Origin of the sequence: Vibrio sp. HENC-03, from assembly GCF_000305755.2 — a bacterium.
GTDB lineage: Bacteria > Pseudomonadota > Gammaproteobacteria > Enterobacterales > Vibrionaceae > Vibrio > Vibrio owensii.
In genome coordinates this window covers 255,919-282,794 of sequence record NZ_JH976124.1, presented here as the reverse complement: position 1 = coordinate 282,794, position 26,876 = coordinate 255,919, and the positions used below count along the sequence as shown (strand labels likewise).

21 protein-coding genes are annotated in these 26,876 nt (G+C 46.3%); 10 read left to right on the top strand and 11 right to left on the bottom strand.

From position 1 onward, the window contains the following. Positions 1-134 precede the first annotated feature (134 nt). Complete coding sequence (locus VCHENC03_RS11145; protein WP_009706372.1) at positions 135-749, top strand: sugar O-acetyltransferase; 615 nt, start codon at positions 135-137, stop codon at positions 747-749. 84 nt (positions 750-833) lie between these two features. On the opposite strand, the gene VCHENC03_RS11150 is transcribed toward VCHENC03_RS11145, so the two are convergent. Continuing rightward, entirely contained in the window at positions 834-3,848 is a 3,015-nt protein-coding gene (locus tag VCHENC03_RS11150) for an EAL domain-containing protein (RefSeq protein ID WP_083481844.1), read from the bottom strand. 336 nt (positions 3,849-4,184) lie between these two features. On the opposite strand from VCHENC03_RS11150, the gene VCHENC03_RS11155 reads away from it, so the two are divergent. Continuing rightward, complete coding sequence (locus VCHENC03_RS11155; protein WP_009697894.1) at positions 4,185-4,379, top strand: hypothetical protein; 195 nt, start codon at positions 4,185-4,187, stop codon at positions 4,377-4,379. A 74-nt stretch (positions 4,380-4,453) separates the two neighbouring features. Here VCHENC03_RS11155 and fusA read toward each other — a convergent pair whose 3' ends face one another. From fusA to VCHENC03_RS11175, 4 genes are all read right to left on the bottom strand, one after another. Continuing rightward, entirely contained in the window at positions 4,454-6,478 is a 2,025-nt protein-coding gene (gene fusA / locus VCHENC03_RS11160; RefSeq protein ID WP_009706370.1) for an elongation factor G, read from the bottom strand. A gap of 309 nt (positions 6,479-6,787) precedes the next feature. After that, positions 6,788-7,774, bottom strand: a complete 987-nt coding sequence (gene dgcA / locus VCHENC03_RS11165) for an N-acetyl-D-Glu racemase DgcA (RefSeq protein WP_009706369.1) — start codon at positions 7,772-7,774, stop codon at positions 6,788-6,790. A 14-nt stretch (positions 7,775-7,788) separates the two neighbouring features. Further along, the gene (gene dgcN / locus VCHENC03_RS11170) at positions 7,789-8,793 is read right to left on the bottom strand and encodes an N-acetyltransferase DgcN (protein WP_009706368.1); all 1,005 of its coding nucleotides are present in this window, start codon (positions 8,791-8,793) and stop codon (positions 7,789-7,791) included. A 119-nt stretch (positions 8,794-8,912) separates the two neighbouring features. Further along, positions 8,913-9,797: a LysR family transcriptional regulator gene (locus VCHENC03_RS11175; RefSeq protein WP_009706367.1), complete on the bottom strand. Its 885-nt coding sequence runs from the start codon at positions 9,795-9,797 to the stop codon at positions 8,913-8,915. 128 nt (positions 9,798-9,925) lie between these two features. On the opposite strand from VCHENC03_RS11175, the gene VCHENC03_RS11180 reads away from it, so the two are divergent. The 4 genes from VCHENC03_RS11180 (at position 9,926) to VCHENC03_RS11195 (ending at position 15,261) form a co-directional block, all read left to right on the top strand. Then, positions 9,926-10,654, top strand: a complete 729-nt coding sequence (locus VCHENC03_RS11180) for a GntR family transcriptional regulator (RefSeq protein ID WP_009706366.1) — start codon at positions 9,926-9,928, stop codon at positions 10,652-10,654. A 233-nt stretch (positions 10,655-10,887) separates the two neighbouring features. After that, positions 10,888-12,252 (top strand): PTS transporter subunit EIIC, encoded by a 1,365-nt coding sequence (locus tag VCHENC03_RS11185; RefSeq protein WP_009706365.1) that lies wholly within the window; start codon positions 10,888-10,890, stop codon positions 12,250-12,252. Between the two features lie 52 nt (positions 12,253-12,304). After that, the gene (locus VCHENC03_RS11190) at positions 12,305-13,732 is read left to right on the top strand and encodes a sucrose-6-phosphate hydrolase (protein ID WP_009706364.1); all 1,428 of its coding nucleotides are present in this window, start codon (positions 12,305-12,307) and stop codon (positions 13,730-13,732) included. Between the two features lie 410 nt (positions 13,733-14,142). Then, a complete protein-coding gene (locus VCHENC03_RS11195) occupies positions 14,143-15,261 on the top strand; it encodes a carbohydrate porin (RefSeq protein WP_009706363.1) in 1,119 nt (372 codons plus the stop codon). Positions 15,262-15,307: 46 nt separating this feature from the next. On the opposite strand, the gene VCHENC03_RS11200 is transcribed toward VCHENC03_RS11195, so the two are convergent. Continuing rightward, the gene (locus VCHENC03_RS11200; RefSeq protein WP_009706362.1) at positions 15,308-16,507 is read right to left on the bottom strand and encodes an MFS transporter; all 1,200 of its coding nucleotides are present in this window, start codon (positions 16,505-16,507) and stop codon (positions 15,308-15,310) included. A gap of 91 nt (positions 16,508-16,598) precedes the next feature. Here VCHENC03_RS11200 and soxR point away from each other — a divergent pair, with 91 nt between their 5' ends. Continuing rightward, a complete protein-coding gene (gene soxR / locus VCHENC03_RS11205; protein WP_009706361.1) occupies positions 16,599-17,039 on the top strand; it encodes a redox-sensitive transcriptional activator SoxR in 441 nt (146 codons plus the stop codon). A gap of 15 nt (positions 17,040-17,054) precedes the next feature. Here the strand turns inward: soxR and VCHENC03_RS11210 are convergent, their stop codons facing one another. Together VCHENC03_RS11210 and VCHENC03_RS11215 are read right to left on the bottom strand one after the other, a co-directional pair. After that, positions 17,055-17,450 carry a DUF2391 family protein gene (locus tag VCHENC03_RS11210; RefSeq protein WP_005441475.1) on the bottom strand — a complete coding sequence of 132 codons (396 nt, stop codon included), beginning with the start codon at positions 17,448-17,450 and terminating at the stop codon, positions 17,055-17,057. Then, complete coding sequence (locus VCHENC03_RS11215; protein WP_009706360.1) at positions 17,447-18,304, bottom strand: tetratricopeptide repeat protein; 858 nt, start codon at positions 18,302-18,304, stop codon at positions 17,447-17,449. Before VCHENC03_RS11215 ends, VCHENC03_RS11210 begins: the two co-directional genes overlap by 4 nt. 195 nt (positions 18,305-18,499) lie before the next feature. Between VCHENC03_RS11215 and VCHENC03_RS11220 the strand changes: the two genes are divergently transcribed. Further along, a complete protein-coding gene (locus tag VCHENC03_RS11220) occupies positions 18,500-18,973 on the top strand; it encodes an ASCH domain-containing protein (RefSeq protein WP_009706359.1) in 474 nt (157 codons plus the stop codon). 53 nt (positions 18,974-19,026) lie between these two features. Here the strand turns inward: VCHENC03_RS11220 and VCHENC03_RS11225 are convergent, their stop codons facing one another. The 3 genes from VCHENC03_RS11225 to VCHENC03_RS11235 form a co-directional block, all read right to left on the bottom strand. Then, positions 19,027-19,590 carry a GNAT family N-acetyltransferase gene (locus tag VCHENC03_RS11225; protein ID WP_009706358.1) on the bottom strand — a complete coding sequence of 188 codons (564 nt, stop codon included), beginning with the start codon at positions 19,588-19,590 and terminating at the stop codon, positions 19,027-19,029. Positions 19,591-19,625: 35 nt separating this feature from the next. Then, positions 19,626-20,213 carry a class I SAM-dependent methyltransferase gene (locus VCHENC03_RS11230; RefSeq protein ID WP_009706357.1) on the bottom strand — a complete coding sequence of 196 codons (588 nt, stop codon included), beginning with the start codon at positions 20,211-20,213 and terminating at the stop codon, positions 19,626-19,628. A gap of 89 nt (positions 20,214-20,302) precedes the next feature. After that, on the bottom strand, positions 20,303-21,820 hold the full coding sequence (locus VCHENC03_RS11235) for a phospholipase D family protein (protein ID WP_009706356.1): 1,518 nt from the start codon (positions 21,818-21,820) through the stop codon (positions 20,303-20,305). 589 nt (positions 21,821-22,409) lie between these two features. Between VCHENC03_RS11235 and VCHENC03_RS11240 the strand changes: the two genes are divergently transcribed. Both VCHENC03_RS11240 and VCHENC03_RS11245 read left to right on the top strand, forming a co-directional pair. Continuing rightward, entirely contained in the window at positions 22,410-23,567 is a 1,158-nt protein-coding gene (locus VCHENC03_RS11240; protein WP_009706355.1) for an efflux RND transporter periplasmic adaptor subunit, read from the top strand. Positions 23,568-23,580: 13 nt separating this feature from the next. Further along, a complete protein-coding gene (locus tag VCHENC03_RS11245) occupies positions 23,581-26,739 on the top strand; it encodes an efflux RND transporter permease subunit (RefSeq protein ID WP_009706354.1) in 3,159 nt (1,052 codons plus the stop codon). Positions 26,740-26,876: the final 137 nt, after the last annotated feature.

The following is a 26,876-nucleotide window of genomic DNA, read 5'->3' as shown; positions in this document are numbered from 1 at the left end:
CGGGCGTCCAATTGCCAACATCAAAATGCGTTGTTGCTCGCAAATACCTAGCGAAATGATGCGAAAAATTGGTAGTTAACTGGCTGAATTTACGATTATTTATCGATGTGTTCTTGGTTCTTTAGAGGTTGTCGATGAGTAGTAAACTGGCTGATTTTTCTGTACATATTCCTATTACGCCTGAGTTGTTTGAGTTTCAAACCGAAGTGAAGGAGAAGCTGTATGACTTTAACCACGCACGACCTTCTGAGCATTTAAAGAAAGCCGAGATCATCGAATCACTTCTTGGCAGTGCGAACGGCGTGAACATCGTGCCTCCGTTCTATTGTGACATGGGCAAGAACATTTACTTTACCCAAGGTGGCTTTTTGAATGCTGGCGTTACCATTCTCGATCTTGCGCCTGTTCATATTGGTGAGTACGTGCAAATTGGTCCTAATGTGGTGATCAGTACGGCGGGGCATCCATTTGAGCTCGCCGAACGTGTTCGTCCCATAGCAACGGGCAACCCAATTACGATCGGTGATAGTGTGTGGATTGGTGCGGGTGCCATCATTTTGGATGGCGTGACAATTGGTGACCGAGCGATTATTGGGGCAGGCAGCGTGGTGACCAAAGACATCCCAGCAGATTGCGTTGCAGTGGGGAATCCATGTCGCGTAGTGAAAACCATCGAGCAAAGCGAAATGCCTTCCGAAGAAGAGATCATCGAGATGTGGCGACCGTTGATGGAAATGAAGTTAGATTAGGCAAGAAGGTTTTCTGGAGCGAAGTATTTAAAACCAACGGTGAAGAACAGAACAAGGCGAGCACATGAGCTCGCCTTGTTGTGTTTAAACGGCACCAAGTGGTGTGTATTGTTGCTCTAGCTGAGAAATAGGTTGGGGTTTGCTGAAGTAATAACCTTGAAGTAAATCGACGCCGAGTTCGCTTAAGCTCGAGACATGCTCTGCGGTTTCTACCCCTTCTGCGACCACGCGATAGCCCAAACTTCTGCCCATCAAAATCATAGTGGAAACGAAATCGAGGTTGGATTGATCTTTGATGATGTCGGCGATGAAAGAACGGTCGATTTTGACTTCACTCAATGGCAACTTCTTCAATAACGACAACGAAGAGAAGCCTGTCCCGAAATCATCCAAAGAGATGGTAATGCCCGCTTTTCTGAGCTTCTCAAGCGATTTCACACACAAGTCATAATCACTAATGGCTGCTGTTTCGGTGATTTCGATGCAGAACAGAGACAAGGGCAATCGGTAGTTAAGGATGGTTTGAATCACCTCGTCAGCAAAATAAGGCTGTACCAACTGACGTGCACTGATGTTGACCGAAATATGGCTCATCGATTGCAACCAAACAGATTGCTGCACGTCACGACAGACTCGATTAAGAATGTATTCTCCCAATCGCGAGATCATACCTGCGTTTTCAGCGACCTGAATAAACTGACTTGGAGGGACAAAGCCAAGCGCTTCAGATTGCCAACGAGCCAAGGCTTCTACTGCGATCACACGCTGCGTTTTGTGGCACAACTGAGGTTGGTAGAACACATCAATTTCGCTTTGTTCTAAAGCGCGATTTAGGTGGTGTTCGAACTTAATTAAGCTTTGTGTCGTCGCTTCCATGGTGTCGTTGTAATGCACCACTTTGCGCCCACCGAGTTGCTTCGCTTGATACATGGCGATATCGGCTTTTTTGACCAGCTCTTCAGGGCTATGGCCATCCGATGGGTAGAAGGAAATACCTAAACTGCCTTGGCTGACCAATTCCATCTCTTCATGAATCATTGGCTTTTCGATGGTACGCAAAATCATGCTAGCAATCTGGTTGGCTTGGGCGGCATTGCTGACATGACAGAAGAACAGGAATTCATCTCCGCCGAGTCGCGCAATGGTATGAGGCTCAACCAAAACACTTTCTAACTCTTTTGTTATGTGGCAAAGCAGAGCGTCGCCGACATGGTGTCCGAAAGAGTCGTTGATCATTTTAAAGCGGTTGAGATCCATCAACATGATGGCGCTAGGCTTATCTGGGTTGACGCTGATGTGTTCAACAATCTCTTCCATGATTTTGCGGCGGTTGGCGACCCCCGTTAGCGCATCGAAATACGCCATATGATGGATCTTCGCCGCGCTTTCTCGTTGCTCGGTCACATCCGTCATTGAGCCAATAAAGCGCACCGCATGACCTTGTGCGTTGCGTACTGCAGAACCATTGGCTTGCACCCAGATATAGCTGTTGTCGTGTTTGCGAATACGAAATTCGGTTTTGAACGCCACTTTATCGACCAAGTGAGCTTGGATGTGTTCTTCTAATTGATCGATGTCTTCTGGATGAATAAATTGGAACAGCTGATCGCAATCGATGTAGCGTTTGTGGGAGATGTTTTCATTGCCGAGCATGTTGACCAAGCGACTGTTCCAACGCAGTTTATTGCTGGTCAAATCCCAGTCCCAAATACCATCATTTGAGCTGTTTGATACCACCTTGAGTTGCTGTAGCAGTTGCTGTGAGTTCTTTTGGCGTAAGGTGCTGGTGTTGAGTAGCGCATCACGTTCGATGAACAGAGACAACATATCGAGATAGTTGTTGAACACAGATTGGGTACCGATGTTTTGTTGATCTTCAAGCGAATCAACCACGGCGACTAACTGCCACTGGTTTTTTTGCCCCGTAGCAATTGGCATTACTGTCGCAACAAAGTGTTCGCAACCTTCAAGGAAAGGAAAATCACGAATGTCATCACTTGCGGTGCTCTGTTTTGGCAGCGTGGTTGGTTGGGTCATGCCTTGTTCGACCCAACTCTCGATATGATATTGCTCCTGATCGCACTGCGCTAAACATGCCCAATCGAGGTTGTTGCCATACAAGCTTTGAGCGTCAAGAATGGAGTTAAAACCGTTCTGAGCTTGAGAATAGAAGTTCTCAAAAATCTCTGCCGGAGAGCGGCCTTCCACATTCAGCAGGGCATGACGAATTGAGTTCGGACATTCTGTTGATTCATAGGTTGGATTGTGATTACCACAGGACTGACGGATAACCAGTTTCTGTGGCACTTGGTTAATCTGGTTTGAAAACGCAGCCCCTTGAATGCGCTCGATAGCTCGGCTAAATGCTCGGCGTGCCAGAACTTCCAATTGCTGATCGGCAGTGGTTAACGGTGGCTGAGTTTGTTTGCCGAAGAAGACGTTATCAATACCAACCACGGCGACTTCATTTGGTACGGCAACTTGCAAGTGCTTAAGCTGCTCCATCATGCCAATGGCGTTGTGGTCGGTAGCACAAATAACCGCCGTACATTGCGAGTTGCGCTGCACGAACTCAACGGCAGCTTCTCGTCCACCCGCTAATGAGCAGTTGCTAACGCTAAAGAAATCTTCGGGATTGAAAGCCCCTTGATGCTGTGTAGCAGCATGTTGGTAGGCTTTAAAGCGTGAACGTACATCGTTGACCGACAAGTCACCACAAAAACCAATGCGTTGATGTCCTTGCTCCAACAGCCAGCGATACAAGGCTTTTACGCCGTCACTTTGTATGCTGATGAACTGCTCAACATCAAGCGGTGCGTAGCTTGCACCCAAAGACAAAACAGGAATGCCTTTGCTCAGCGCCGTTTGCACCAGATGGTCGGATGCAGAATGCAAAACCACCATCAATGCATCGAGATGATGCAAAGCAACAGACAGGTCGAAGTCTCGGCGATGCCCACTACGAATAAATACCAAATTAACCCCATGTTGCTTAGCCATTTGGCGCAACGTGGCGTTAAGCTCTCCCATATAAAAACCGCTCAACATAGGCAAGATGATGCCAATGGTTGGGCGTTTATCAAAAACACGTCTATTCATCTGAATCAGCAAGTCGAGTAAAACTCAAAAAGAAAAAGGTCGCCTCTATGAGTAAGTTGAATATGAGGCTATTTGCATCCACACATTACTGACTAAAATCTCAAAAAAAAGACATAATTTGTGGAAATGCTAATAGGCGCACGTTTGGTAGGGGATGGGATGAGTTCGCTGCCAGTTCGATGACGTAGTGTCAAAATTCAGTTCACGCTCGCTTTATAAAATTCTTCAGATTTAACAATAAAAACTGTCGAGAATGTCTAATTTTTACACAACTTGTTTTGCTTATTTTTTGACCGCATTTAACTTTAAGGTTCGTCTTAACAAAGGAGAACCAAAATGGCATTTATGAAACAGGATATCCCAAACCGTGTAACGGTGTACCATGACAATGTCGATCAGGAACAAGAACTCAAGAACGCGATGTTGCCAGAAAAGCCGCGCTATTTTAACGGTTCTCCTACCTATAAAGCCGACAGTGTTGAACAGTTCCAATCCAAGCTTGAACATATTGGTATGTCGTTAGACAAATAGACCTCAAATGAATACAACAACGCCCTCAAGTTTCGAGGGCGTTTTTTGTTTGGTGAGGTTAAATGTGTTAAGCCTTAGCTTTGCTGCGTCGCTTCGTTGCAGACCTGTTTTTGTACTGCTGGTGGCGCTGGTTCGTAATGGCTGAGCGTCATGTTAAAACTGCCTTCACCGCCAGTAATTGAGCGCAGACGACGAGCATAATCTTGCAACTCGTTGACCGGAGACTTCGCCCTTAACATAGTGAAGTTCGCGTCGATAGGCTCGGTACCTTCAATAAGACCGCGATTACCAGATAAATCGCCGGATACATCACCCACATTCGCGGTTGGAATATGAAGCTCCATTTGAACAATCGGTTCGAGCACAATCGGGTCTGCGTTGTTGATCGCATCTAAGAAGGCTTTCTTACCTGCGATGACAAACGCGATTTCTTTTGAGTCAACCGAGTGGTATTTACCATCGTAAACAGTCACTTCGACATCTTTGATTGGGTTACCAGAAATCGCTCCTTCTTCTAGTGCTTGAACAATGCCTTTTTCCACCGCTGGGATGAGCGCAGTAGGAATCGCGCCGCCTACCACTTTATTGATGAACTTGAAGCCTGCACCGCGTTCGAGTGGGCGTACTTTTAGTTGCACCTCACCAAATTGACCAGCACCGCCGCTCTGTTTCTTATGACGATAATGACCTTCTGCTGGCTTGGTTATGGTCTCAAAGTATTCGACGCTTGGTTGGCTGGTTTCCACTTCCAGTTTGTAAACAGAAGACATTTTCTCCAGCGCTACTTTGAGGTGGAATTCACCCTGACCACTGATGATGGTTTCATTAGTACGTGCGCGATGTTCGATTCGAAGAGAAGGGTCTTCACTGGCGATTTTATTCAGCACATCCCCAAGTTTTTGCTCGTCGCCACGCTTAACGGGTTTTAGGCACAGCGAGTACATTGAATCAGGGAAGTTGAGGGTTTTGAGTTGCACGCCATCTTCTTCATGAGAGTCATGAACAATGGAATCAAATTCCAACTCATCCACTTTGGCGAGCACACAGAAATCGCCGGCAAGCGCCCTTGGGATCTCCGTTCTGTCTTTGCCTTGCAATTGGTAGAGATGACCGACTTTGAACGCTTTGTTGCTTTCGCCAATGTAGAGTTGGCTGCCTGCGTTGATTTCACCTTGGTAAACACGCAAGTAAGCGAGTTTGCCCATGTAAGGATCGACGCTGATCTTGTACACATGCGCTACGCTGTGCTCAAGTGCTTCACAGTTTACTTTGACCTTTTTGCCGTTTTTCTCCAACAGCGGTGGGTTGCCTTCATTTGGCATCGGCATGATTTCCGCAAGAGTTCTCAGCAGTAGTTCTACCCCTGCGCCAGTTTCGGACGACACAAAGCAGATTGGAATTACGTGTCCGGTTCTCAATGCTTCTTCAAACGGATCATGCAGCTGTTCTGCTGTCAGTTCTGAGCCTTGTTCAAGATACAGTTCCATCAGCTCTTCATCGACCTCAATCACTTGGTCTATTAAGGTTTCATGCGCTTCTTCGACTTTGGCGAGCAAGGTGTCGCGTTCGATCTCTGGTTCGAAATAGCAATCTACGACCGATTGAGCATCGGCTGAAGGTAAGTTGATTGGTAAGCAGTTGTCACCGAAGTGTTCGATGATGTTTTCCATCACGGCTTCAAGTTGATTACCGTGATTGTCGAGCTTGTTGATGATGATCATCTGGCACTTTTGCTGCTCTTTAGCAAAGGCGAACAAGCGGTCAGACGTTTGGTTGATGGGCATTTGTGGGTCGATGATCAACGCGGAAGTTTCAACGGCAGGGAACACGCTGAGTGTGCGTCCGAGTAATTCACTCTGTCCGGGAGTGTCGATGATATTGAGGCGGTGTTTGTTCCAACTTAGGGCGACTGGGGTGGCTTCGATACTGTGTTGATATTGGATGGATTGTTGGTCGAAATCGGTCACCGTATCGCCTTTTTCCACACAACCTAAATGGTTGGTAGCTTGGCAGGTGTAGAGCAGTTTTTCTATCAGTGTGGTTTTGCCGGTACCCGTTTGACCGACAAAGGCGACGTTGCGGATCTTATTGATAGGCATAGAGCCTCCTTGCAAATGACGTGCGAAACCGAGTGAGCCTTTAGCGGCCAATCAACGGTTCCAAAGCAAACCTGATATCAGGCACGAACTGCATTGGAGTAGGGCGGGTTTACCGCCTTTTCGTCTTCCATGTCATTTTTCGGATGACTCTATACATACAACCACCACCTTGCTGAAAAAGCGCATTAGAGGTTACTACGTTATTAGCATGCCGTAATAACCCCGTAATTTATGTGACTTATTTCATGCTGACGGTGATTGTTTTTTAATCTAGGTCATGAAATGGGTGATGGGGTGATCCCTGACCCTTTACAGGACGATTTCACCTTCTCGATATACCAAAGCAGGCTCAACATCCTGACCCAGTAAAACCGGACCATCTAAGTCGACCACTTTCGATTGAACAGCGATGGGTAGAGCTGCTCGCATCGCTAGTGAAGTGCCTAACATGCAACCAGACATCAAGGTAAAGCCAAGGCGTTTCGCTTCTTCTGCAAGCAATAAGGCTTCGGTTAGACCACCTGTCTTGTCGAGCTTGATGTTGACCATTTCGTATTTGCCTACCAATTCATGCAATTGTTGGCGCGTATGGCAACTTTCATCGGCACAAAGTGGAATAGGGTGCGAAATGTCTTTTAGCTTTTCATCGTCATTCGAGGGTAAAGGCTGCTCAATCATCGCAATATTCAGTGGCGCTAGCGCGGCAAAGGTGGCGTCTAAATCCAGCTCTTGCCATGCTTCGTTCGCATCCAGCACGATCATCGCATCGCCTGCCGCTTCACGAACTGCGCGAACACGTTCAATCACTTGTTCGCCATCGAGCTTCACTTTAAGTAGTTTTGCGCCTTGTTCGATGTAACTACGGGTCTGGTTTGCCATTGCCTCTGGCGTGTTAATCGACACGGTCATCGCAGTGACAATCGATGCTGGCAGTTCAAATAAATCTTGAGTGTGTTGCTTGCCCGCTAGCTTAGCTTGTAAGTTCCACATCGCGCAGTCGAGTGCATTACGTGCCGCACCACCAGGGAGAAGGGTTTGCAGCTTTTCTCTAAGGGAGACTATGTTCGCATCGCCTTTGGCAAACAAACCTTGCAGTTCATGGGCGGCTTGAGAAATGGCTTTGATCACCGATTCTACCGACTCGCCGTAACGGGGATAAGGCGTACATTCACCTTGGGCACTGATGCCGTTCTGCTCTATGGTTACTCGTACCACGTGGCATTCGGTTCTGCTGCCACGTGATATACGGAAAGGCGTCGCCATCGCAATGGTGACGGGCTCTACATGAATTTTCATCGCGTCTACAATCCTTAAATCGCAATAATGTGTTGAGCAATTTGCTCTACGCCAAAACGCACAGGATCGGTGACAGGTACTTGGTATTTCTCAGTCCAGTCTTGGCAAAGCTGTGCGGCATCATCTTCACTGATTGCAGAAGTATTCAAGCAGATTCCGACAAGACGTGTGTCAGAGTTTGTTAAACGTGCAGCTTGTAAATTCGCTTCGATGGTTTGTTCAATCGTTGGCAACTTAGCATGAGGAAGGTTGCGAATGTGCGGGCGACCGATCTCGTGACACAATACCAAAGCGTCTGCTTGTGCGCCGTGAAGCAAGCCTAAACTCACGCCAGCAAAAGAGGGATTGAACAGTGAACCTTGTCCTTCAATGATGTCCCATTCGTGGTCAGTAAACTCTGGGCTAATGGCTTCCACCGCACCAGAGATAAAGTCCGCGACAACCGCATCAATCGAAATACCACAGCCCGCGACTAAGATGCCCGTTTGACCTGTGGCCTTGAACTCAGCTTTACAACCCGATTGCTGTAAGGCTTTCTCAATCGCGAGGGCTGAGAACATTTTTCCAACCGAGCAGTCGGTACCAACCGTTAGTAAGCGTTTACCCGAGCGCGCTTTACCATTGCCCACTTTCAGCGGTTCATCATAATGGCGTACATCGTGTAACTTGGTTAAGCCACGTTGCTGTAAGTCATTCAAAGGCGCAAATTCAGAAAGACGTTGGTGCATACCTGAGGCAATTTCAAAACCCATTTCCGCCGCTTCCAGTAACGTCGCCTGCCATGATTCAGGAATAACACCACCAGGGTTTGCTGTACCGATGACGAGCGTTTTTGCTCCTTGCTGCTGAGCTTGTTGCAGCGTCATGTCGGTTAAACCTAATGAAACGGTTTCTGACGTAAGACGAAGCTGACCTAAGCAAATCTCCGGTCGCCATTGATGGATACCGCGTGCAGTTTTTGCGGCTAATGGATCGGTGACGTCGCCAAGAAAAAGTAGGTAAGGTTGAGCAATTTGCATGATGGTTCCCTCTGTCATTCGTACGTTTTCAGACAATGTAGCCAGTTTGAAGAGGGAAGCCGAATGCCTATTTGTTGTGCGCCTATAACTTGAGGTTATAGGCGGGAGTTAGTGCTAACTTACTGATTAACATGCTGCTTTAACGACTCAATAAAAAGCTTGGTCGATATGGATTGCGGTGTGTGCTCCGCAAACAAGATAGAAATAGAAAATGACAGCGCCGGAGAAAGTGAGCGCACGCTTACTGATTCGTCATCTTGATACTGTTTTGCTGTCCATGGGTCGACAATCGCAAACCCCGCATGATGCTTGACTAGCTCGGCGGCAGCGGCGCAACTGCGCACTGTGATCGCATGGTTATAATGTTCATCACGCGCAGAGAGTGTTTGATGTAGCAATAAACCGAGTGGGTCGCGACTGTCCAAGCCGATGATTGGCAATTCGTGCTGAATCAAATCATCAAACGATATCGCGTCGTCAGTCGAATTGAGCGCTTCTTTTGGTGCAATCAGAACAAGTTGCTGCTTGAGTAAAACCTCACTCAAAATCGCGGGTGGCGCTTCTTCACCAAAGGCAATCGCTACATCCAATTCGTGCTTAAGTAAGCCTGAACACAGCTCATCACGGTTTGCCGTTAATAGTTCAAATGAGATGCCTTGTTGGTTCGATAGTGTCGCAACCGTTGGAGCAAGCAGTTGGGAAGCTAAGACAGGCGGCGCTCCGACTCTCAAGTGCTGAGTACCTTGCTTCACCTTATTGGTGAGGGAGCGAAATTGCCCAAGCTGTTGGTAGACTTTCTCTGCTTCTGGCAGTAGGGCTTTGGCTTCTTGGGTCGGTACTAAGCGGCCTTTGACACGCTCAAACAGGGCAAAGCTAAGTTGTTGTTCCGTATGGGCAAGTACCCGAGTGACATTAGGTTGCGATACATGCAATAGGCGCGCGGCACCAGAAACAGTTCCGGTCTGCATGATGGCGTAAAAGACTTCCAATTGTCTTAAATTCACTGCGGTTTCCTGTTGTTTCGTTTGAGCTAGAAGCTAGCTTATCCAATTCTTACGCCTTTTAACAATAGTTGGTAATTACCCTCAGCTTGAGTAAGATGAGTTGGTAACCCCTTAGTTTTCACGGAATTATGACTGAGCTATTTGATCAAAAAAGTTTGCAGCCGCTGTACATTCAAGTCGCGGATGAATTAAAGCGCGAAATTGACAAAGGTACTTACTCTGCAGGCAGTAAGCTTCCATCGGAAAATCAACTGGTGGAGTTACTCAAAGTCAGTCGAGTGACGGTTCGTAAAGCGCTTCAACAGCTTAATGATTTGGGCTACACCTTCTCAGAAAAAGGCAAAGGGACGTTCGTTAAATCCAACAAATTGCGTCATGATTTCTTGTCCATGTCTGGCTTTGCTCAAGAAGCGGCAGGCTCAGGGTTAGAAGCTAAGAACATTGTTGATGCGTTTGAAGTGGTTCCTGCAGACGAGTTAGTCGCTGAAAAACTCAATATAGTTCAAGGTGAGCCAGTGAATTTTGCTCGTCGTTTACGTCTGATTAATGATCAGGTTGTCTCTTATGAGGAGTTCTATATTCCTCGTGTTCTTTTGCCTAACTTAACGCAGCAAGATCTTGAAGGCTCAAAGTTCGAATACTTAAGTCGTCATGGCATTGAGATGGTGAAAACGCAGCAGAAATTGATCCCTGCCTTACCGGATGATGCGGCACAGAAACTGTTGGTGGTTGATAAGCTGGATCCTATCTTGATCAACCAATCTCAGAACTTCTATGAAGAACAAGGGATATACGAGTATTCCATCGTTTACTACAAGTCGAGTTTGTACGATTTTGAAATCACCGCACGAGTTTAAAGACCTTGAATTAAACGAATATTGAACGAATTGAAAAATAGCCCACCGATGTGGGCTATTTTTTTATTTATAGGTTTAATAACTAAGCAACTCCATGCATTTTGAATCAATAACAAGTGTGACGTGTGACAAAAAACGAGAATGAAAAATACAACCTGTATCTAACCTGTATTACGATAAATACAAGTTGAATACAGGTTGTTATTTCTTTGCACTCTTTGGAGACAAAAATTATGGCGCGAGATGCGAAAGTTGTAGCGAGTAAAGTGATGTCCTTGCTAGGTGGTGAGGGCAACATCGCACAACTTAATCACTGTGCAACACGACTGCGTGTTGTGGCCAAGGACGATGGACTAGTAGACGCGGAAGGACTCAGCGCGACAGAAGGGGTACACGGTTACTTCTTCCAAAACGGACAGCACCAAGTGATCTTAGGTACCGGTTTTGTGGGTAAAGTATTTGCCATTATGCAAGGCAATGAAGCGATTGAAGAAGCGCCACAAACCGAAGAGAAGAAAGACAAAGTCAGCACCTTTCAAGCGGTAACGCGTACCTTCTCTGATATCTTTGTTGCCATTATCCCAGCACTGGTTGCTACTGGTCTTTTGATGGGCTTACGTGGTTTGCTCGTCAACGGTTTTGGCATGGAGCTATCGCCACAGTTAAACACGCTTTCGCAAGTTCTGACCGACACGGCATTTATCTTTATCCCAGTTTTGGTGACTTGGTCAGCGATGCGCGTGTTTGGTGGTAACCCAGTTCTCGGCATTGTGCTCGGCCTGATGCTAGTTGCACCGCAATTGGCGAGTAAGTGGGATGTAGCCTTTGGCAACGCGGAAGCCATGATCATTCCGTTTATGGGCTTTGATATCGCAGTTACCGGTCTGCAAAGCTCGATTCTTCCTGCGGTATTTATGGGTTGGTTCGCGGCGATGGTAGAGCGCACTTCGCGTAAACACATTCCAGAAGTGTTGGACTTAATCCTCACACCTTTCATTACCTTGTTGGTGTCTCTGATTGCTGGCTTGGTGTTCGTAGGCCCATTGCTGCTTGGTATTGAGAAACTGATTACTGAGGCGGTGCTTTACTTCCTGCAAATTCCTTACGGTATTGGCGGTTTGATTTACGGTGGTGCTATTCAATTTATGGCCGTGACTGGCATGCACCACACCATCGTTCCAATCACGATTGCGATGGTGACAGACACTGGCTTCGACTACATCAACCCACTTGGTACAGCGGCGATTGCTGGTCAGTTTGGCGCTGCGATGGCGGTCATGACTATGCAAACAGACAAAGTAAAACGCTCTGGCATGTTTGGCGCCGCACTTCCTGCGCTATTTGGTATCACAGAGCCTGCCATGTTTGCGATTACGCTTCCTCGCGTTAAGCCTTTCCTATACGGCTGTGTCGGTGGTGCGATTGGTGGCTGTCTTGGTGCGATTGCAGGCATCGGCTCTGCGGGTACAGGCGCGACCATGCTACCAGGTATGTTGTTGTACCTCGGCGGTGGTCTAGGCATGTACATGCTTGTCATGCTGGTGGGCGCAGTGTCGGCGTTCGCTCTAACAAAACTGTTCTACAAAGAACCAAAGTAATTCTTTTCACTCCCGTTGTTTAGCGGGAGTGCTTTCTCTTTTTGGAGTCGTTATGGATTTTTCTAATCGCCAAAATCGATTTGTGAGAATCGATGAGGTGAGCGCGGAATATTTGGCAGACATTAAGCATAAAACGAAAACAGACCCGTTTTATCCGAGCTACCACATTGCCCCGCATCATGGTTTAGTGAATGACCCAAATGGTCTGAGCTACTTTAATGGCGAGCATCATATTTTCTATCAGTGGTTTCCACTAGGCCCCGTGCACGGTTTGAAGCATTGGTATCACGTATCGACCAAAGACTTCGTTAACTTTAACGATCGTGGCATTGCGATGTATCCAGACCAAGATTACGACCATCACGGTTGTTATACAGGTGTGGGGGTTCCTCACAATGACGAATTGTACTTGTTCTACACCGCCAACCTTCTGAATGAAGAAGGGAAAGGGTTGCCAACACAAGCGCTCGCGGTGATGGATAAGCAAGGCAAGATCGAGAAAAAAGGCGTTGTGGTTGAGTTCAATTCCGATGCGTACACGCAAGAATTCCGTGATCCAGTATTAGTCACTCGCGACGACGGTTACCACATGCTGATAGGTGCTCAAGGGCATGATGAAAAAGGCAAGCTTGCTTATTATCACGGTTCCGATATCGATGATTACCACTATCAAGGCAATATTGATGTGGGTCTGGGTGACTTCGGTTATATGTGGGAATGCCCTAACTATTACGAACAAGATGAAAACGGCGTATTTATCTTCTCCCCTCAAGGCGTAAGCTCGGAGAGTAAATATGACCTGAAGAACGTTTTCTCTGTGGTTTACATGGTGGGCGAGCGCATTGATTTTGAAAACAAAGTCTTTCCTAATCAGGGTTATCGAGAGTTGGATAAAGGCTTTGATTTCTACGCTCCTCAGACCTATCTCGATGATCAGCAGCGACGTATTCTGATTGGTTGGTTGGGCAACTCGAAGAGTGAATACCCAACCGATAAGAACCGCTGGGCGCATATGCTGACGCTACCTCGTGTCTTGACTATTGAAGGGGATTACCTCATTCAAAGCCCATTACAAGAATTGGAAGCGTTACGTAAAGACTCTGTTGAAGTCGACGGTTCACATTCGTTGGATTCTCAAGCATTTGAGGTCGATCTTCATGTTGATGGCGCTTTTTCTTTGGTTCTGTCCAATCAGAAAGGTGAGCGAATGGTATTTAGCGGCGATCAACATGAGTTCACCCTAGATCGAACTCATGTTTCTCATTTGCATGCTGAGGCGTTTGGTACCGTTCGTTATGCCAAGCGACTTGAACAAGCACAGCGTATTAGTATCTTCGTGGATAACTCTGCCATCGAGATTTTTGCCGACAGCGGTAAGACGGTTTTCACCTCGCGGATCTTTATTGATGGTCTGTGCAACATCGAGCTCAAACAGGCTCAAGCAACACTGCATTACTTGTCCCCGATCTCTTACTGCTAGCAGTTTCGGATTGGTTTTTGGCCACCAACTTGGTGGCCTTTTTTGTGCCTGCTATTTAGTAATGAAATTGATTCATAAATTTTGTGATATCTGTCATGTCACAATGCTCATATGAATGAGTTTGATTTCTGTCAATTTCAATCAAAAAATTGCTTTAAAATCCGATAATTATAATTTTTTATATTTAAGTTGCTGTAATTAAAGGCAAATAACCAAAGATCTAAAATCGTGATCTCGTCTAGCAAAAACGGTTTAGCAATATTGTTTTGCTGATTTTGTTGATCAAAAATTAGCCCCGTCCACTGCTAATGATCGGCCAGTTAATTAGCAGTTCTTTTTTGTCCATAGCTACACATAAACCCTCCTTTAAGGCGGGCAAACTATTAAAAAATACAAATATAGGGGTTCACATGAACAACACTTTTAAGCTTTCGCTAGCGGCTGTTTTGGTATCAACAGCAATGACTGCAACTGCAGGTATCAGCATCGTTGACAACGAAGAAGGTAACTTCTCGGTTGGCGGTAACGTAGAGCTAAACTTCAACTTTGAAGATCGTGAATCAAACGCCAATGACGACAGCGAGTTCAACCAAGACGGTCGCGTACTTATCGAGTTTGCGGGTGAGAAGTACACCAGCAACGGTCACTATGTGGGTGTAAAAGCACAGCCTCTTTTTGAAAGTACAGGCAACATCGCACTGGATGACGCGTACTTTGAATTTGGTAAGAAAGACGGTTGGGCGATTAAAGCGGGTCGCTTCGAAGCTTATGATATGTTCCCTGTGGGCCTAGACGTATTCCTTGAGTATTCAGGTGACACTGCGAATGACCTATATGCAGACGGTGCGGCATACTCTTACCAAATGAAAGAAGCGCGCGGTCGTGGTTCTGATGGTCAGATCATGTACAACCAAACATTCGGCAACCTTTACGTAGAAGTTGGTGCGATGTTGGGTGACCGTTCTGACCTATTTAAAGATCTTGGAGACAACCAAGGTCGTCGTTACCACGGAAAGGAAATCACGGAAGTTAAAGACTCATTTTTGGTGCGTCCAGTTGTCGCGTATCAAATGGGTGATTTCACAGTCGCAGCATCGATGGAGACTAACCTAGTTTCTGACGCGATTGTAGCTGGTGATATCGACGTTTCTGATCGTACTGGTTACGGCTTAACAGGTAACTGGACAAGCGGTGATTGGTCTGTGAATACAAGTGTTGCATACCTAGATGCGGTTGACGAAAATAACATGTCCGTTGGTGCCAATGCATTGTGGAACAATCTAGGTCTTGGTTACATCTATTCTTCAAACGAATACCAAAGCAAAGATTGGGCGGAAGGCGACGTAAATGTATCAACTTGGTACGCTTCTTACGCATTCCGTGATGTGCTAGAAGTTCAGGATTTCTCAATCCTACTAGGTACTTACTACACTATGGTCGACAACAAGCTGACGCAGCAATCGGATGCAACTGCCTTTGCTGAAGAAGACGATTTCGGTGCGCGTGTTCGCCTATACTACGAATTCTAATTCCTCCCTTTGGAAGCCAAAAGCCCAGCGATTGCTGGGCTTTTTGTTATTGGCTTGTGGCAAGTTGACCATCGCCATTCATTTTATGATTCAAATACCACATCACACAGACTGCCATCGCCATGGTGCCAGCCGCCAGAATGAAGCCATACTCGGTCAAGCCATAGTGGCTCAATATCGCAATAACAACATAACTTAAAGATTGCACGGTAGTGGCGAACATGCTGATTCCGCCATCGACTCGTCCTCGTTGGTGGACAGAGACGGTGTGGTGCATCCAATTGATTCTTGCGATTCGATTCAACGCGTTAAATGTGCCAAAGAGTGCAGTAAACATCAGAATGGTCAGTGGATGTGCGGATAAGCTCATGCCAATTAAAGCAATCACTAGCACGCTCATCGACACGACAATAATGCTGGTGTGACCAAACTGATTCAGTACCTTGGTAACGATAAGTCCGGTCAGTAATGAACCCAAGCCAAAGCTAATATTAAACCCTGCGTACCAATCACCCGAGATACCTTGTTCCGAGAACCAAATAGGCACCAATTTTCCAAGGTAAGTCAGAATGGGATAGGACAAACAAGACAGCAAAATGAAAGCGTAAAAGGTCGGTTCTTTAGCAAAGATTTGATTGCTCTCTTTTAACTGCGACATAAAGGCAACAGCGTGAGCGTCTCTGATTTGTTGCACGTACGGCGTGGCCATATAGAAAAGGGCGGCGATAGAAGAAGCGGAGGCAGCAAACAAAGCAAATTCCCTCATTCCCCACATCTCTAACAACACGATACCTAGCGCGCCTGCGCCCAGCGTGGTCGATTGCATCACGATTTCTTGTTGTCCGGAAATTTTGGCGTATTCATGGCGTTGGTAGTTCTCTTGGGTGAAAGCATTATTGGTTGTCCATGCGAAGTTACTGGATACCCAATAGACCAATTGTGCAAACGCTAACAACCAATGTGAGCCAAGCTCAAACCAGTACGCGACAAAAATGATGAACGCCATACCAGCTTGTAACCACTGATTGAGCAAGAGTAACTGCTTTCTTGAATGGCGGTCGATAAGAGTGGAGAAGAAAGGCGTAGCCAAGAAAGAAACCGCAGTACAAGAGAGTGAGACCAAAGCAACAAAGGTTCCCATTCCCGGTTCAGCCAACATTACCCATGGAAGTGCCATCATGAATAATCCGGAAGAAATGCTATCGAAGAATCGCCCAGCCAAGTAGGGCAGCGTTTTATTTTTCATCGTTTTTATCTGCTTAATTTGTTAACGTGGTGTAACTTTAGAACCTCAAGTAAACTTGAGGTAAAGCGTTTTTTTAAAGAAGAGGTCAGAAATGGAAATCAGCGTAGGCGAGGTGGCAAAGCGCTCTGGAGTGAAGGTATCGGCGCTGCACTTTTATGAGCAGAAGGGATTGATTTCAAGCTGGAGAAATCAAGGTAATCAACGTCGCTACCATCGCAGCGTGCTTCGCCGTGTGGCTGTGATCAAAGCAGCGCAGCAAGTTGGATTGTCGTTAGAAGAGATCAAAGTGGCATTAGAAGAACTGCCCAAGCATCAAGCGCCAAACAAGCAGCAATGGGAAACCATGGCCAGCCATTGGCATGAGCAGTTAGAACAAAAGATTCAAAAGCTCAAAGCGCTACAAAACGATTTGGGTGGTTGTATTGGTTGCGGGTGTCTCTCACTAGAAACTTGTGCATTAAGAAACCCAGAAGATGTGCTCGGTAAAGATCATGCTGGTTCGAATCTGACTCTCGACGAACAAGAGCCCTAACAACGGCTGAGCTGGTTATTCCTTATCGAAACTATCCACCACAATCGCGCCCATTGAAGCGGGCATAGTAATCACAATCACCCGTTTGAGGGCAATTAGTGGGTCGGTGAATAAAGGAAGTTTGTTGATGCAGAATAGCACTAAAGCCACCACCACAGCGGCGATGAAGTAGGCAATTACCACACGAAAGATGAAAACGGCAACGCGCGTTTTTATGTTGCTTTGAAATACGCTTTGATAAGCGAAAAAACCTAAGAAGAGTACCGACAAGCTGAATAGCATCAGCAAATTCAACATCGGCAAGCTTTCACCCAAGCGCCACGCTTCTTCCGAGAAAGAAATTGGGACGGCGAGAGCAAAAGCGCCAACCAAAACTTGGCTGGCATCTTCGAGGTTAAAGTGGCTGCTCATGCTTGAGACTCAGGCGTGCTGCTTGCTAAGAGCTGATCAAAGCGCTCATTGCCGTGAAGAAGTTCGAGATCTTGTTCTTCCGCTAACAGATCGCGAATAGAAGGGCTGGTATCAATCGCACGCTCTAAGTCTTCAATCGCTTGCTCTTCAATCCCTAAACGAGAGTAGGCACAAGCGCGTTGGTAAAGGGCTGGGCCGTTCGAATCGTCCACTTCCAGAACTCTGTTACATAAGCTAAGTGCCCAGTGGTACTCTTTGATCTCCATAGCGGCGTCGGCTTTGTAAGTCAGCGCTTCTAAATCACCAGGGCGAACAAGCAAAATTTCATCGTAGATATCGATGCGTTGTTCCGGAGTTTGTGAGCTTTGTGCACGAAGCCATAAGTTATGGATTTCGTTGATCTTCTCAATCTCTTTGTTGTTCTCGCTGATGATGCGGGTTTTACGTTTCAAGTCACGCTCCAACGCCACGAACTTTTTCTCATATTCCTGAGCGATCTTTTCTAATCGCTTGTCTGCCATCTCTTTGGTGTTGTGCTTAAACTCGCGCAGAGATTGCCAACCAACAAAAGCAATAAGTGAAGCGACACCCGCAATGATGTAGAAGAAGTAGGTAACCGTCACGTTAGCGTAGTTCAAAGATTTATCAGCCACCGTTAACTCACGGTCGGTGATTTCAACAATCATTCTTCGTTCTAAATCCTGTTGTTCCTGACGCAGCGATTTCAACTCATCAAGGATATAACGCTCCATTAATGGTCTGTCTAAAAGGTCGGATTCTGAATACTTTTCTTCGGATGCAAGAGTTGGAAAGGAGAGCAGAGCAGCGAAGAAGATGCCGATGATTAAGCGCATAGAACGTCCTTTTGCGTCGAGAATGGATGAATCTCTGAAACCATAGCAAATACAGACAAGGTTTAGCAAAAATCAGATGAAAAATGCTTGTTTTATAAAGCGTTCTGATGGGCTTATATCTTGTTCTTTTGATGATGAATGGATACTCTTTCCGGTTAGTAAAGCGAAGGAAAAGCAGAACCAAGGAACAGAAGTATGGACGCCAAAGCACAAGCTTATCTCAACCAATATATGGAGACGCTCTCTCAACAAGAGCAAGCAGCGATTCCCTCCGTTAGCGCTGATTATTATTGTGCTGACGAGTACAACGCTAATACTTGTGCTGAGCTGGTGAGAATCGGCCAGAAAACGGCCTCTTGCAGTATGGAGCTCTGGTACAGCGAACACGGAGAGGTGATGCCCCAAGTGGGGCACTTACAAGTTGTGACCAATTGGGACGGCGAACCTGTTTGTATTATTCAAATCACAGACGTCAGTACCTGCCGATATTCGGACGTGAGTGAAGAGTTTGCCCAAGCTGAAGGGGAAGGCGACCGCACAATAGCTTGGTGGCGAGAAGCGCACACTAAATTCTTTAAAGCGGAATGTGAAGAGCTTGGCATCGACTGGCATGAGCAACGTTTATTGGTGCTTGAACGTTTTAGAGTGGTTTACCCTATATCCAAGTAACCCAACTAAAAAAGCTTGGCGCGTTGCCAAGCCTTTTCATTAACTACGATGATTTACGCCAATTGTTCTTGGCTATAGAGTCGTTGGATCAGCGTTTGCCATTCTTCTCTTAATACGCCGTATTTGATGGAGTCGTAGTACTCGCCTTGGTAGTAACGCACTTTACGAATCCGCGCTTCCTGTTGCATGCCAAGCTTTTCTGCACATCGCATCATTCTTGGGTTACCAGACCAGGTTGTTAAACCCACTCGTGCTATGTCTTGGGTTTCGAATATATGACTAATCCATGGAACTAGCGCACAAAAGCCCAACCCTTTATCCCAATAGTTCGAATCGTAAATGACGATGCCAGCTTCAAGCCAGCGAGTGCTCTCACATTCCCAATACCAACTCACTGAGCCAACGGGCTTACCTTCGAACTCAATCAATAACATGTCTTTGCCTTTTAGTAGGCGTTGAAAGGTGTGGTTACGAAAGCCTTCTAATGTCGGTGTTTGATAAGGGAAGTAAGGACCATTGAATTGCGCCCAGCGTTCATCCTCGGTGATGAGCTTATAGAGCGTTTTCGCTTCTTCCGGAACGGCTCGTCTTAATGTGACGCCTTGGAAATGGTACATAACACTCCTTTTAATAACGAATTAAGAGTAACGAATTAACGTTTGACCGCAGTGACGCTGAACATGTGCCAATGTTTTGCATTGCCGAGAGCAGTGCTGCCATCTTCATCCCGCTCATGGAAGTGGAGAATGTCATATCCTTCAAACAATGCTTCGACTTGCTCTCTGGTGAACGCACTGATGTCTGGATGCGTTTTGGCTTTGACCCAAGAGTCTTTCACGCCCAGTAAATCCCCACAAAAAACACCACCGGAGACTAAGGCTGAGTCGATTCTTTGCCACACACTTTCGAAGTGTTCACTAGGGCAAAAGAACAAACTCGCACTGGCAATGAACAAGCTGCATGGCGGGTAATCAAAGTCACTAAAGCAAGACTGCGATATGGAAAAGTTAGGATTGCCTTCGAAACGCGTCAAGCAAGTTTCCACCGCATCTTGATGAGTGTCAAACGCGTAAACCGTAAAGCCTTGATTGAGGAGGTAGTTGGAATCTCGACCGGTACCGCATCCTGCATCAATGGCTATTTTGTTGTCGAGCGTAAGCAGGTTGGCGGCACGTTCTACGTTTGGTCGGTGAGGTTGGCTCGCAACCTTTTGATAGTAATCGTTCCATGTTACTGACATTGCGATTCCTTTCTTATGTGTAAAAAACGCTACTCAGTGCCTGAATAGCGTTTGGATTTAGTTTTGTTGACTTTATCCTCGCAGGGAAGCTAGAGTTGATCCTCGATTGGCAGAATGCCTGAGAGCCAAGCCCCCATTTTTCTCCACACGCTGGCTTCTGGCTCTGAATCAAATTCTTCGCCTGTTGCTTGATCAATCCATGCGATATCACCATCTTTGATGATGAGTTGATAGGCATTTTCTTTCAACTGCTCTGGCAAAACGGTTTGTTGTTTTTGCACGTACTCTGGTTGCTCTATAACTACGCCCATCTCTGTATTAAGCTCAGCCGAACGTGGATCCCAGTTCATCGAACCTACAAACAAGGTTTTCCCATCGATCATCATGGCTTTGGCGTGCAGGCTCGCTCGGCTGCTACCGGTTAAGCTCCATTTGCTTTTGATTTTCGCGCTGGCTTTTACTTCCCATAGTTTAATGCCCGCTTTAACCAAATCTTCTCGGTACTTGGCGTACCAACCGTGGACAGCAAATACATCGTTTGATGCCAAGCTATTGGTCACGATGGTGATATCTATCCCTCGTTTTGCCGCATCAGTCAGAGCTTTTGTTCCGGATTCTGTCGGCACAAAGTAAGGGGAAATTAGAACAAAAGAATCTTCAACGCTCTCAAGGAGTTCACCTAAGTTCGCAACCAGTTGGCTTTCTTGAGTGGCAATTTTGTCGGGTAAATCGAACCACACTTGGCCTTGTCCCCAATACAGTTTCAGTTTGCCTTGTTGGAGCTCCTCGTACAGGTCTAACTCTTTGAAGTTATAGGGACCGGTAGAAAACTTCTCTTCCAATTTTAGCTTTTTCACTTGCGCTTGAATCGCATCGTCTGCCACTTTTTCAGACTCAGGCACAATCCATTCCATTGGGATGGCATAGAGACTATTCCAATACAAATCGAATTGGTCAGCAGTTTGCGTCACGGCCTCGCCATATAGCATCAAATCGAAATCACCAAACTCGACATTGGACTCGAAAGAGAAGTATTCATTGCCAATGTTTCTGCCGCCGACAATGGCAGACACACTATCGGAAATCAGAGCCTTGTTGTGCATGCGACGATTAAGGCGGTCAAAATCACTTGCCAGTGCAAATACACGTGCATCTCTATATTGGTGCGGGTTAAACAGTCGGATTTCGATGTTTGGGTGAGCGTTCAACTCTGCCATTCCTGCATCATTTCGCTTTTGCATGTCATCTAGAAGCAGGCGAACGCGTACGCCACGTTGTGCTGCTTCATACAAACGCCACGTCATCAGTTGACTGGTCTCGTCACTGCGATAGATGTAGTACTGCAAATCTAGGCTTTTTTCGGCAGATTCAATCAGTGCGATTCGAGCTAATAGCGCGTCGTTTCCCTGATTAAGAGGGTAAAAACCAGTGTCTGAGTTAGGGGCTTTATCGTAACTTTCAAAGAACTCTGCCAACGATGAGTCGCTTTGATACCCGAACTGAAAACTGGTGGATTTCTCACTTGGATCTCTTGGCTGAATTGAGGAACAAGCCGAGACAAGTACAAGCATTGAACCGAGTAAGGCTTTGGAGAGAGAACGTAGCAATGCACACTTCCTTGTTAATACACAACGTAACTCTTTGATTATATATCAAGCTTTGAATCTGGGTAACGAGAGTGATCGTAGCCAAGTCGCAGATTTCTCAATAAAGCAACCGAATCGGAATGACTCGATATGGTTTTTGGAAAGCATATTATTCGGGCGGACAATATCATGTTTTTTACTTATGTTTCGCTCAGAAATGGTCAATATCACTAATATCTGGTGGTAATTACCAACACTGCACTGAGAGAAATTGCCAATTTAACCTAACTTGTTGATATTTAAGGAGTAAGCGTTTGGCATGACGATTGCGTATAAACAGTGAGCGTGAGAGGTCGTAACTTGCGGAGATGGTTAAGTTTTTGTTAATTTTATTAACTTGCCATGGATAGTTCTTTTGTGATTGATAATCGCGAAACACAGCAGAAGCACGGCGCTCTTATAAAGTTGTCTATTTCAGATGCAAACACTCACTGTTTGTCCACGGGGAGTAGGAGATTGGGTTATCGAACGTTCCGTTTGTTAATTCAGCTCTAAGGCGAAGGCCTGACGGGGATGAACAGGAGAATACAAAAATAAAAAAGGATTTTTGATGTTAGCAAAACCAGTATTACGTTGGCTTTTACCCTTCGTCGTAGTTGGTGGTTCTTATGCGGGTTATGCCGCGATTGCCGCTACTGCGCCCGAAAAAGAGTCAATCAAAGACACCATTACTGAACCCACAGTACAAACTTCTTCACTTTTTCCTACCGATCACAAAGTTGTTATCACCAGTCACGGTGAAATGCGTCCATTCGAAAAAACGCACCTAGCAGCGCAAGTTAGCGGCGAAGTGATCAGTTGGCACCCAAATTTTGTGACGGGTGGAATCGTAAAGCGTGGTGAAGTGTTATTCACGATTGAAAGTGATAACTACGAAGCGGCCGTTCTACAAGCAGAAGCGGGCTTGGCAAGTGCACGTGCTGCGTTGATCGAGGAACAAGCCAAAGCGGAAGTCGCAAAACGCCAAGCGAAAAAGTTAAGCGACAAACAAGTCACAGACCTTTACCTACGTAAGCCCCATGTCTTGAGTGCTCAGGCGCAAGTTAAGTCTGCACAAGCTGCGTTGAAGCGAGCTAACCGTGACCTAGAAAACTGTAAAGTGATTGCGCCATACGATGCACTTGTTGTTGAGCGTGATATCGGTGTGGGGCAGTTTGTCTCTTCCGGCTCTCGAGTTGCAACCTTGAACAATATCGAAGTGGCGGAGATCCACGTTCCTATCGCTGGTTTTGACAGCGCATTCCTTCCTGAATCTTTGAAAGAGCTACGTGCAACTGTGACGCAGCAAGGCATTCTATCGACGACTCGTGAAGGCAAAGTCGTTCGCGATCTCGGCATGATCGACAGCGCGACGCGCATGATCAATATGGTGATTCAAGTTCGTGACCCATATGGTCTAGACAACAATCAGCCACCGATTAAGTTTGGTTCATACGTTGAAGTGAGCTTTACCGGCAAAGAACTCAAGCACATTTATCGTCTCCCTCAGGAGCTAGTTAAGAACCGCACCGTTTGGGTCGTGAATGGCGAAAACGAACTGCAACCTAGAACGGTCAACGTACTTCGTGCAGAAGGTGAGTTCCTACTTGTTGGGGAAGGTCTTGAGCAATCAGATAAGCTGGTTCTGACGTTACCTGAGTACCCGCAAAAAGGCATGGCTGTCCAAGTCGCAAAAAAGAATGACGACTCCGAAACCGTCGTACAGTAAGTAGGAGTCAATCATGGAAGAGAATCAACAAAAGGGCATCATTGCCTATTTTGCGAATAACTCTGTCGCCGCGAACCTAATGATGGTGTTCATCATCGTGATGGGTATCGTGAGCTTCATGTTCATTCAACGACAAATGTTCCCGAACGTTGAAGTTAACTACATCAACATTCGAGCGGCTTACCCTGGTGCCTCTCCGCAAGAGATTGAAGAGAGTATCTTGGTTAAAGTTGAAGAATCGATCAAAGACGTCACTGGCATCAAAAAGACCGTGGCACGAGCTTCTCGAGGCAGCGCTTATGTATCGATAGAAGTAGATGTGAATGCCGACATCAAACGTGTATTGGACGATGTAAAGCAACGGGTAGACACCTTATCCAATTTGCCGGCAGGCATGGAACCCATCAACGTTTATCAGGTTGAATGGCGACAGGAGGTGATAGAAATGGGCTTGGTGGGCGATAGACCACTGGAAGAGCTCAAACCTATTGCGAAACAAGTCGAAGACGAATTACTCCAACTGAAAAATGTCATGCTGGTGGATCTCAATGCACCAGAAGAAGAGATTGCTATCGAAGTCGATCCGCTGATTCTTCGTAAATATGACTTAACGCTAAGTGATGTGAGCAACGCGATTCGTCGTTATTCAGCGAACTTTTCTGCAGGTGAAGTAAAAACCAACGCAGGCATGATCGCAGTACGTATTGAGAACCAATACTACCGTGGTGATGAGTTCCGCAATATCCCTGTTAAGCTTGGCGCAAACGGTGCAAAAGTTCTGTTACAAGACATCGCAACGATTAAAGACGGCTTCACCGAAGAAGATCGTTACTTCGAATACTCGGGTCAAAACGCGATCTACATGGCGGTTCAAGCCACGCGTGATCAAAACATCATCCCAGTTGCTGAATCCGTTCGTAACTACATCGAAGCAAAGAACAAAACCTTACCTGATGACATTCAACTGAAAGTTCTCGTTGATATGACCTACTACCTAAATGGTCGTCTCGACATGATGCTGAAAAACCTTCTTCAAGGTGCTGCTTTGGTGGCCATCATGCTCTCGGTATTCCTTCGTTTCCGCTTAGCAATGTGGGTAATGTTGGGGCTACCAGTGTGTTTCTTAGGCGCTGTAATGATGATGCCAATGCTGGGTATCACCGTGAACATTGTGTCTTTGTTCGCCTTTATCATGGTGCTCGGTATCGTGGTGGATGACGCCATCGTAACCGGGGAAAGTGCCTACAGTGAGATCGAAGAGAAAGGCGGTGGTGTTGAGAACGTTGTGACGGGTGTTAAGCGTGTCGCGACTCCTGCTACCTTTGGTGTGTTAACCACGATAGCGGTGTTTGCTCCATTCCTACTCTCAAGTGGGATTGATAGTGCCTTTTTCTATGGCATTGCGGGTGTGGTGATCCTGTGTCTTATCTTTAGCTTGATTGAATCTAAGCTGATCTTGCCGGCTCACTTAGCCCACACTAACTTTACGCCAATCAAAGCAGGCGGTTGGCGTGATAATTTCAACAAGCGTTTCTTCGGCTTTGTTAATGGCCCTTACCGTAGCTTTGTTAAAGCTTGTACCCATTGGCGTTGGACCGTGTTTGCCTTCTTCTGTGGTCTGTTGTTGATCAGCGCTGCTTTGGTTAGCTCAAACTACGTGCGTGTGATTCCAAACCCGAAAGTACCAACGGATTATCCGGCGATTACGATTGAGATGAATGACACGGTATCGAGCGAGCAAACCATCAATGCGTTAAAAACCATTGAAGGCGTGATGCAGAAAATCGAAAACCAGATCATTGATGAGCATGGTCAGGGGATGATTCGTGATGTGCTTTCTTATAACCGAAGCCGTACTGAAGGTCGTATTCTTGTACCGCTTGTGGATGAAGAACTGCGCCCATTCAATACCTTTGAACTTGCACGTCGCTGGCGTGAGGCAATGCCAGTTATTCCGGGCATGAAGAGCTTTAAGATCCGTGAGCAAAGTGCAGGTGGCGGTGACCGTGATGAATTTGGTTACTTGCTGTTTGGTTCGGACATTAACGAGCTAAACGAAGCAGGTCGCTACCTGATTGGTCGACTTCAGCAAGAGGAAGGTCTGTACGATATCTCTTCCTCTATCGATTCTGGTAGTAAAGAGGTACTGCTATCACTAGCTCCTGTTGCTTATGATTTGGGCTTGGATCTCACCATGATCGCAGAGCAAGTGGGTGGCAGCTTCTACGGCGGCGAAGCGCAGCGCATTATTCGTGATGGCGAAGAAATTAAGGTTATGGTGCGTTACCCGCAATTGACGCGTGAAGCCTTCTCATCACTACGTTACGCTGTGATTACCACACCAGCAGGCAAGAAGGTAATGCTTGGTGATGTGGTGAAAATCAACGAGCAACCGGGTGTGAGTACCATTCGACGTGAAGGCGGTTATCAAACCGTTTATGTCTATGGCTCTATAGATGAAGAGTTGGTTGAACCTCAAGAAGTCGTGAAAGTTATCGACGACAACATCTTACCGGACATGAAGCAAGCCTTCCCAAGTGTGAAAACGGAATTGGGTGGTGACATCGAAGAGCAAGCAGCGCAGCGTAACGAGCAAATCATGTTCTTCATTGCAGGCATGATCATCGTATACATCTTGCTGGCCGTGCCGCTTAAGAGCTACACCCAACCGCTGATCGTCATGTCGGTGATTCCGTTTAGCTTAACGGGAGCGATTTGGGGACACTTCTGGCTGGATATGGACATCAGCATGATGTCGACATTTGGTTTAATTGCGGCAGCGGGTGTGGTTATCAACGATTCCTTGGTGATGACAGATTACGTTAACCAAGTGCGAGAAAAAGGCATGAGCATTAAGCAAGCGGTTGTTGAAGCTGGCTGTGCACGTTTTCGAGCGATCACGCTGACGTCTATTACCACCTTCGCTGGTGTACTTCCTATCATGTTTGAAACCAGCTTGCAGGCGCGTTTTGTTATCCCGATGGCGGTCGCGCTTGGTTTTGCCGTTCTGTTTGCAACTGTCCTTACCTTGATTCTGGTGCCTTGTTTGTACCTGATGCTAGAGGATATTAAAAACATCTTCCGCATTGTTAAACGATTCTTTGGTCGTTTGATAGGTAAGTTCAAATCACAGTCATCAAACACTGTCGGTAACGAAAGCACGCAAAGCTAGTTTCACCTAAAGCGAAAATCTAAAGCAGCCTTCGGGCTGCTTTTTTGTGCCTTAAGCGAACTAAAATGGACTATCTATAATATAAATTGAGTGAATGGTTAAGTATTCATAAATGTCGTTGGTTAATTTAACACTGT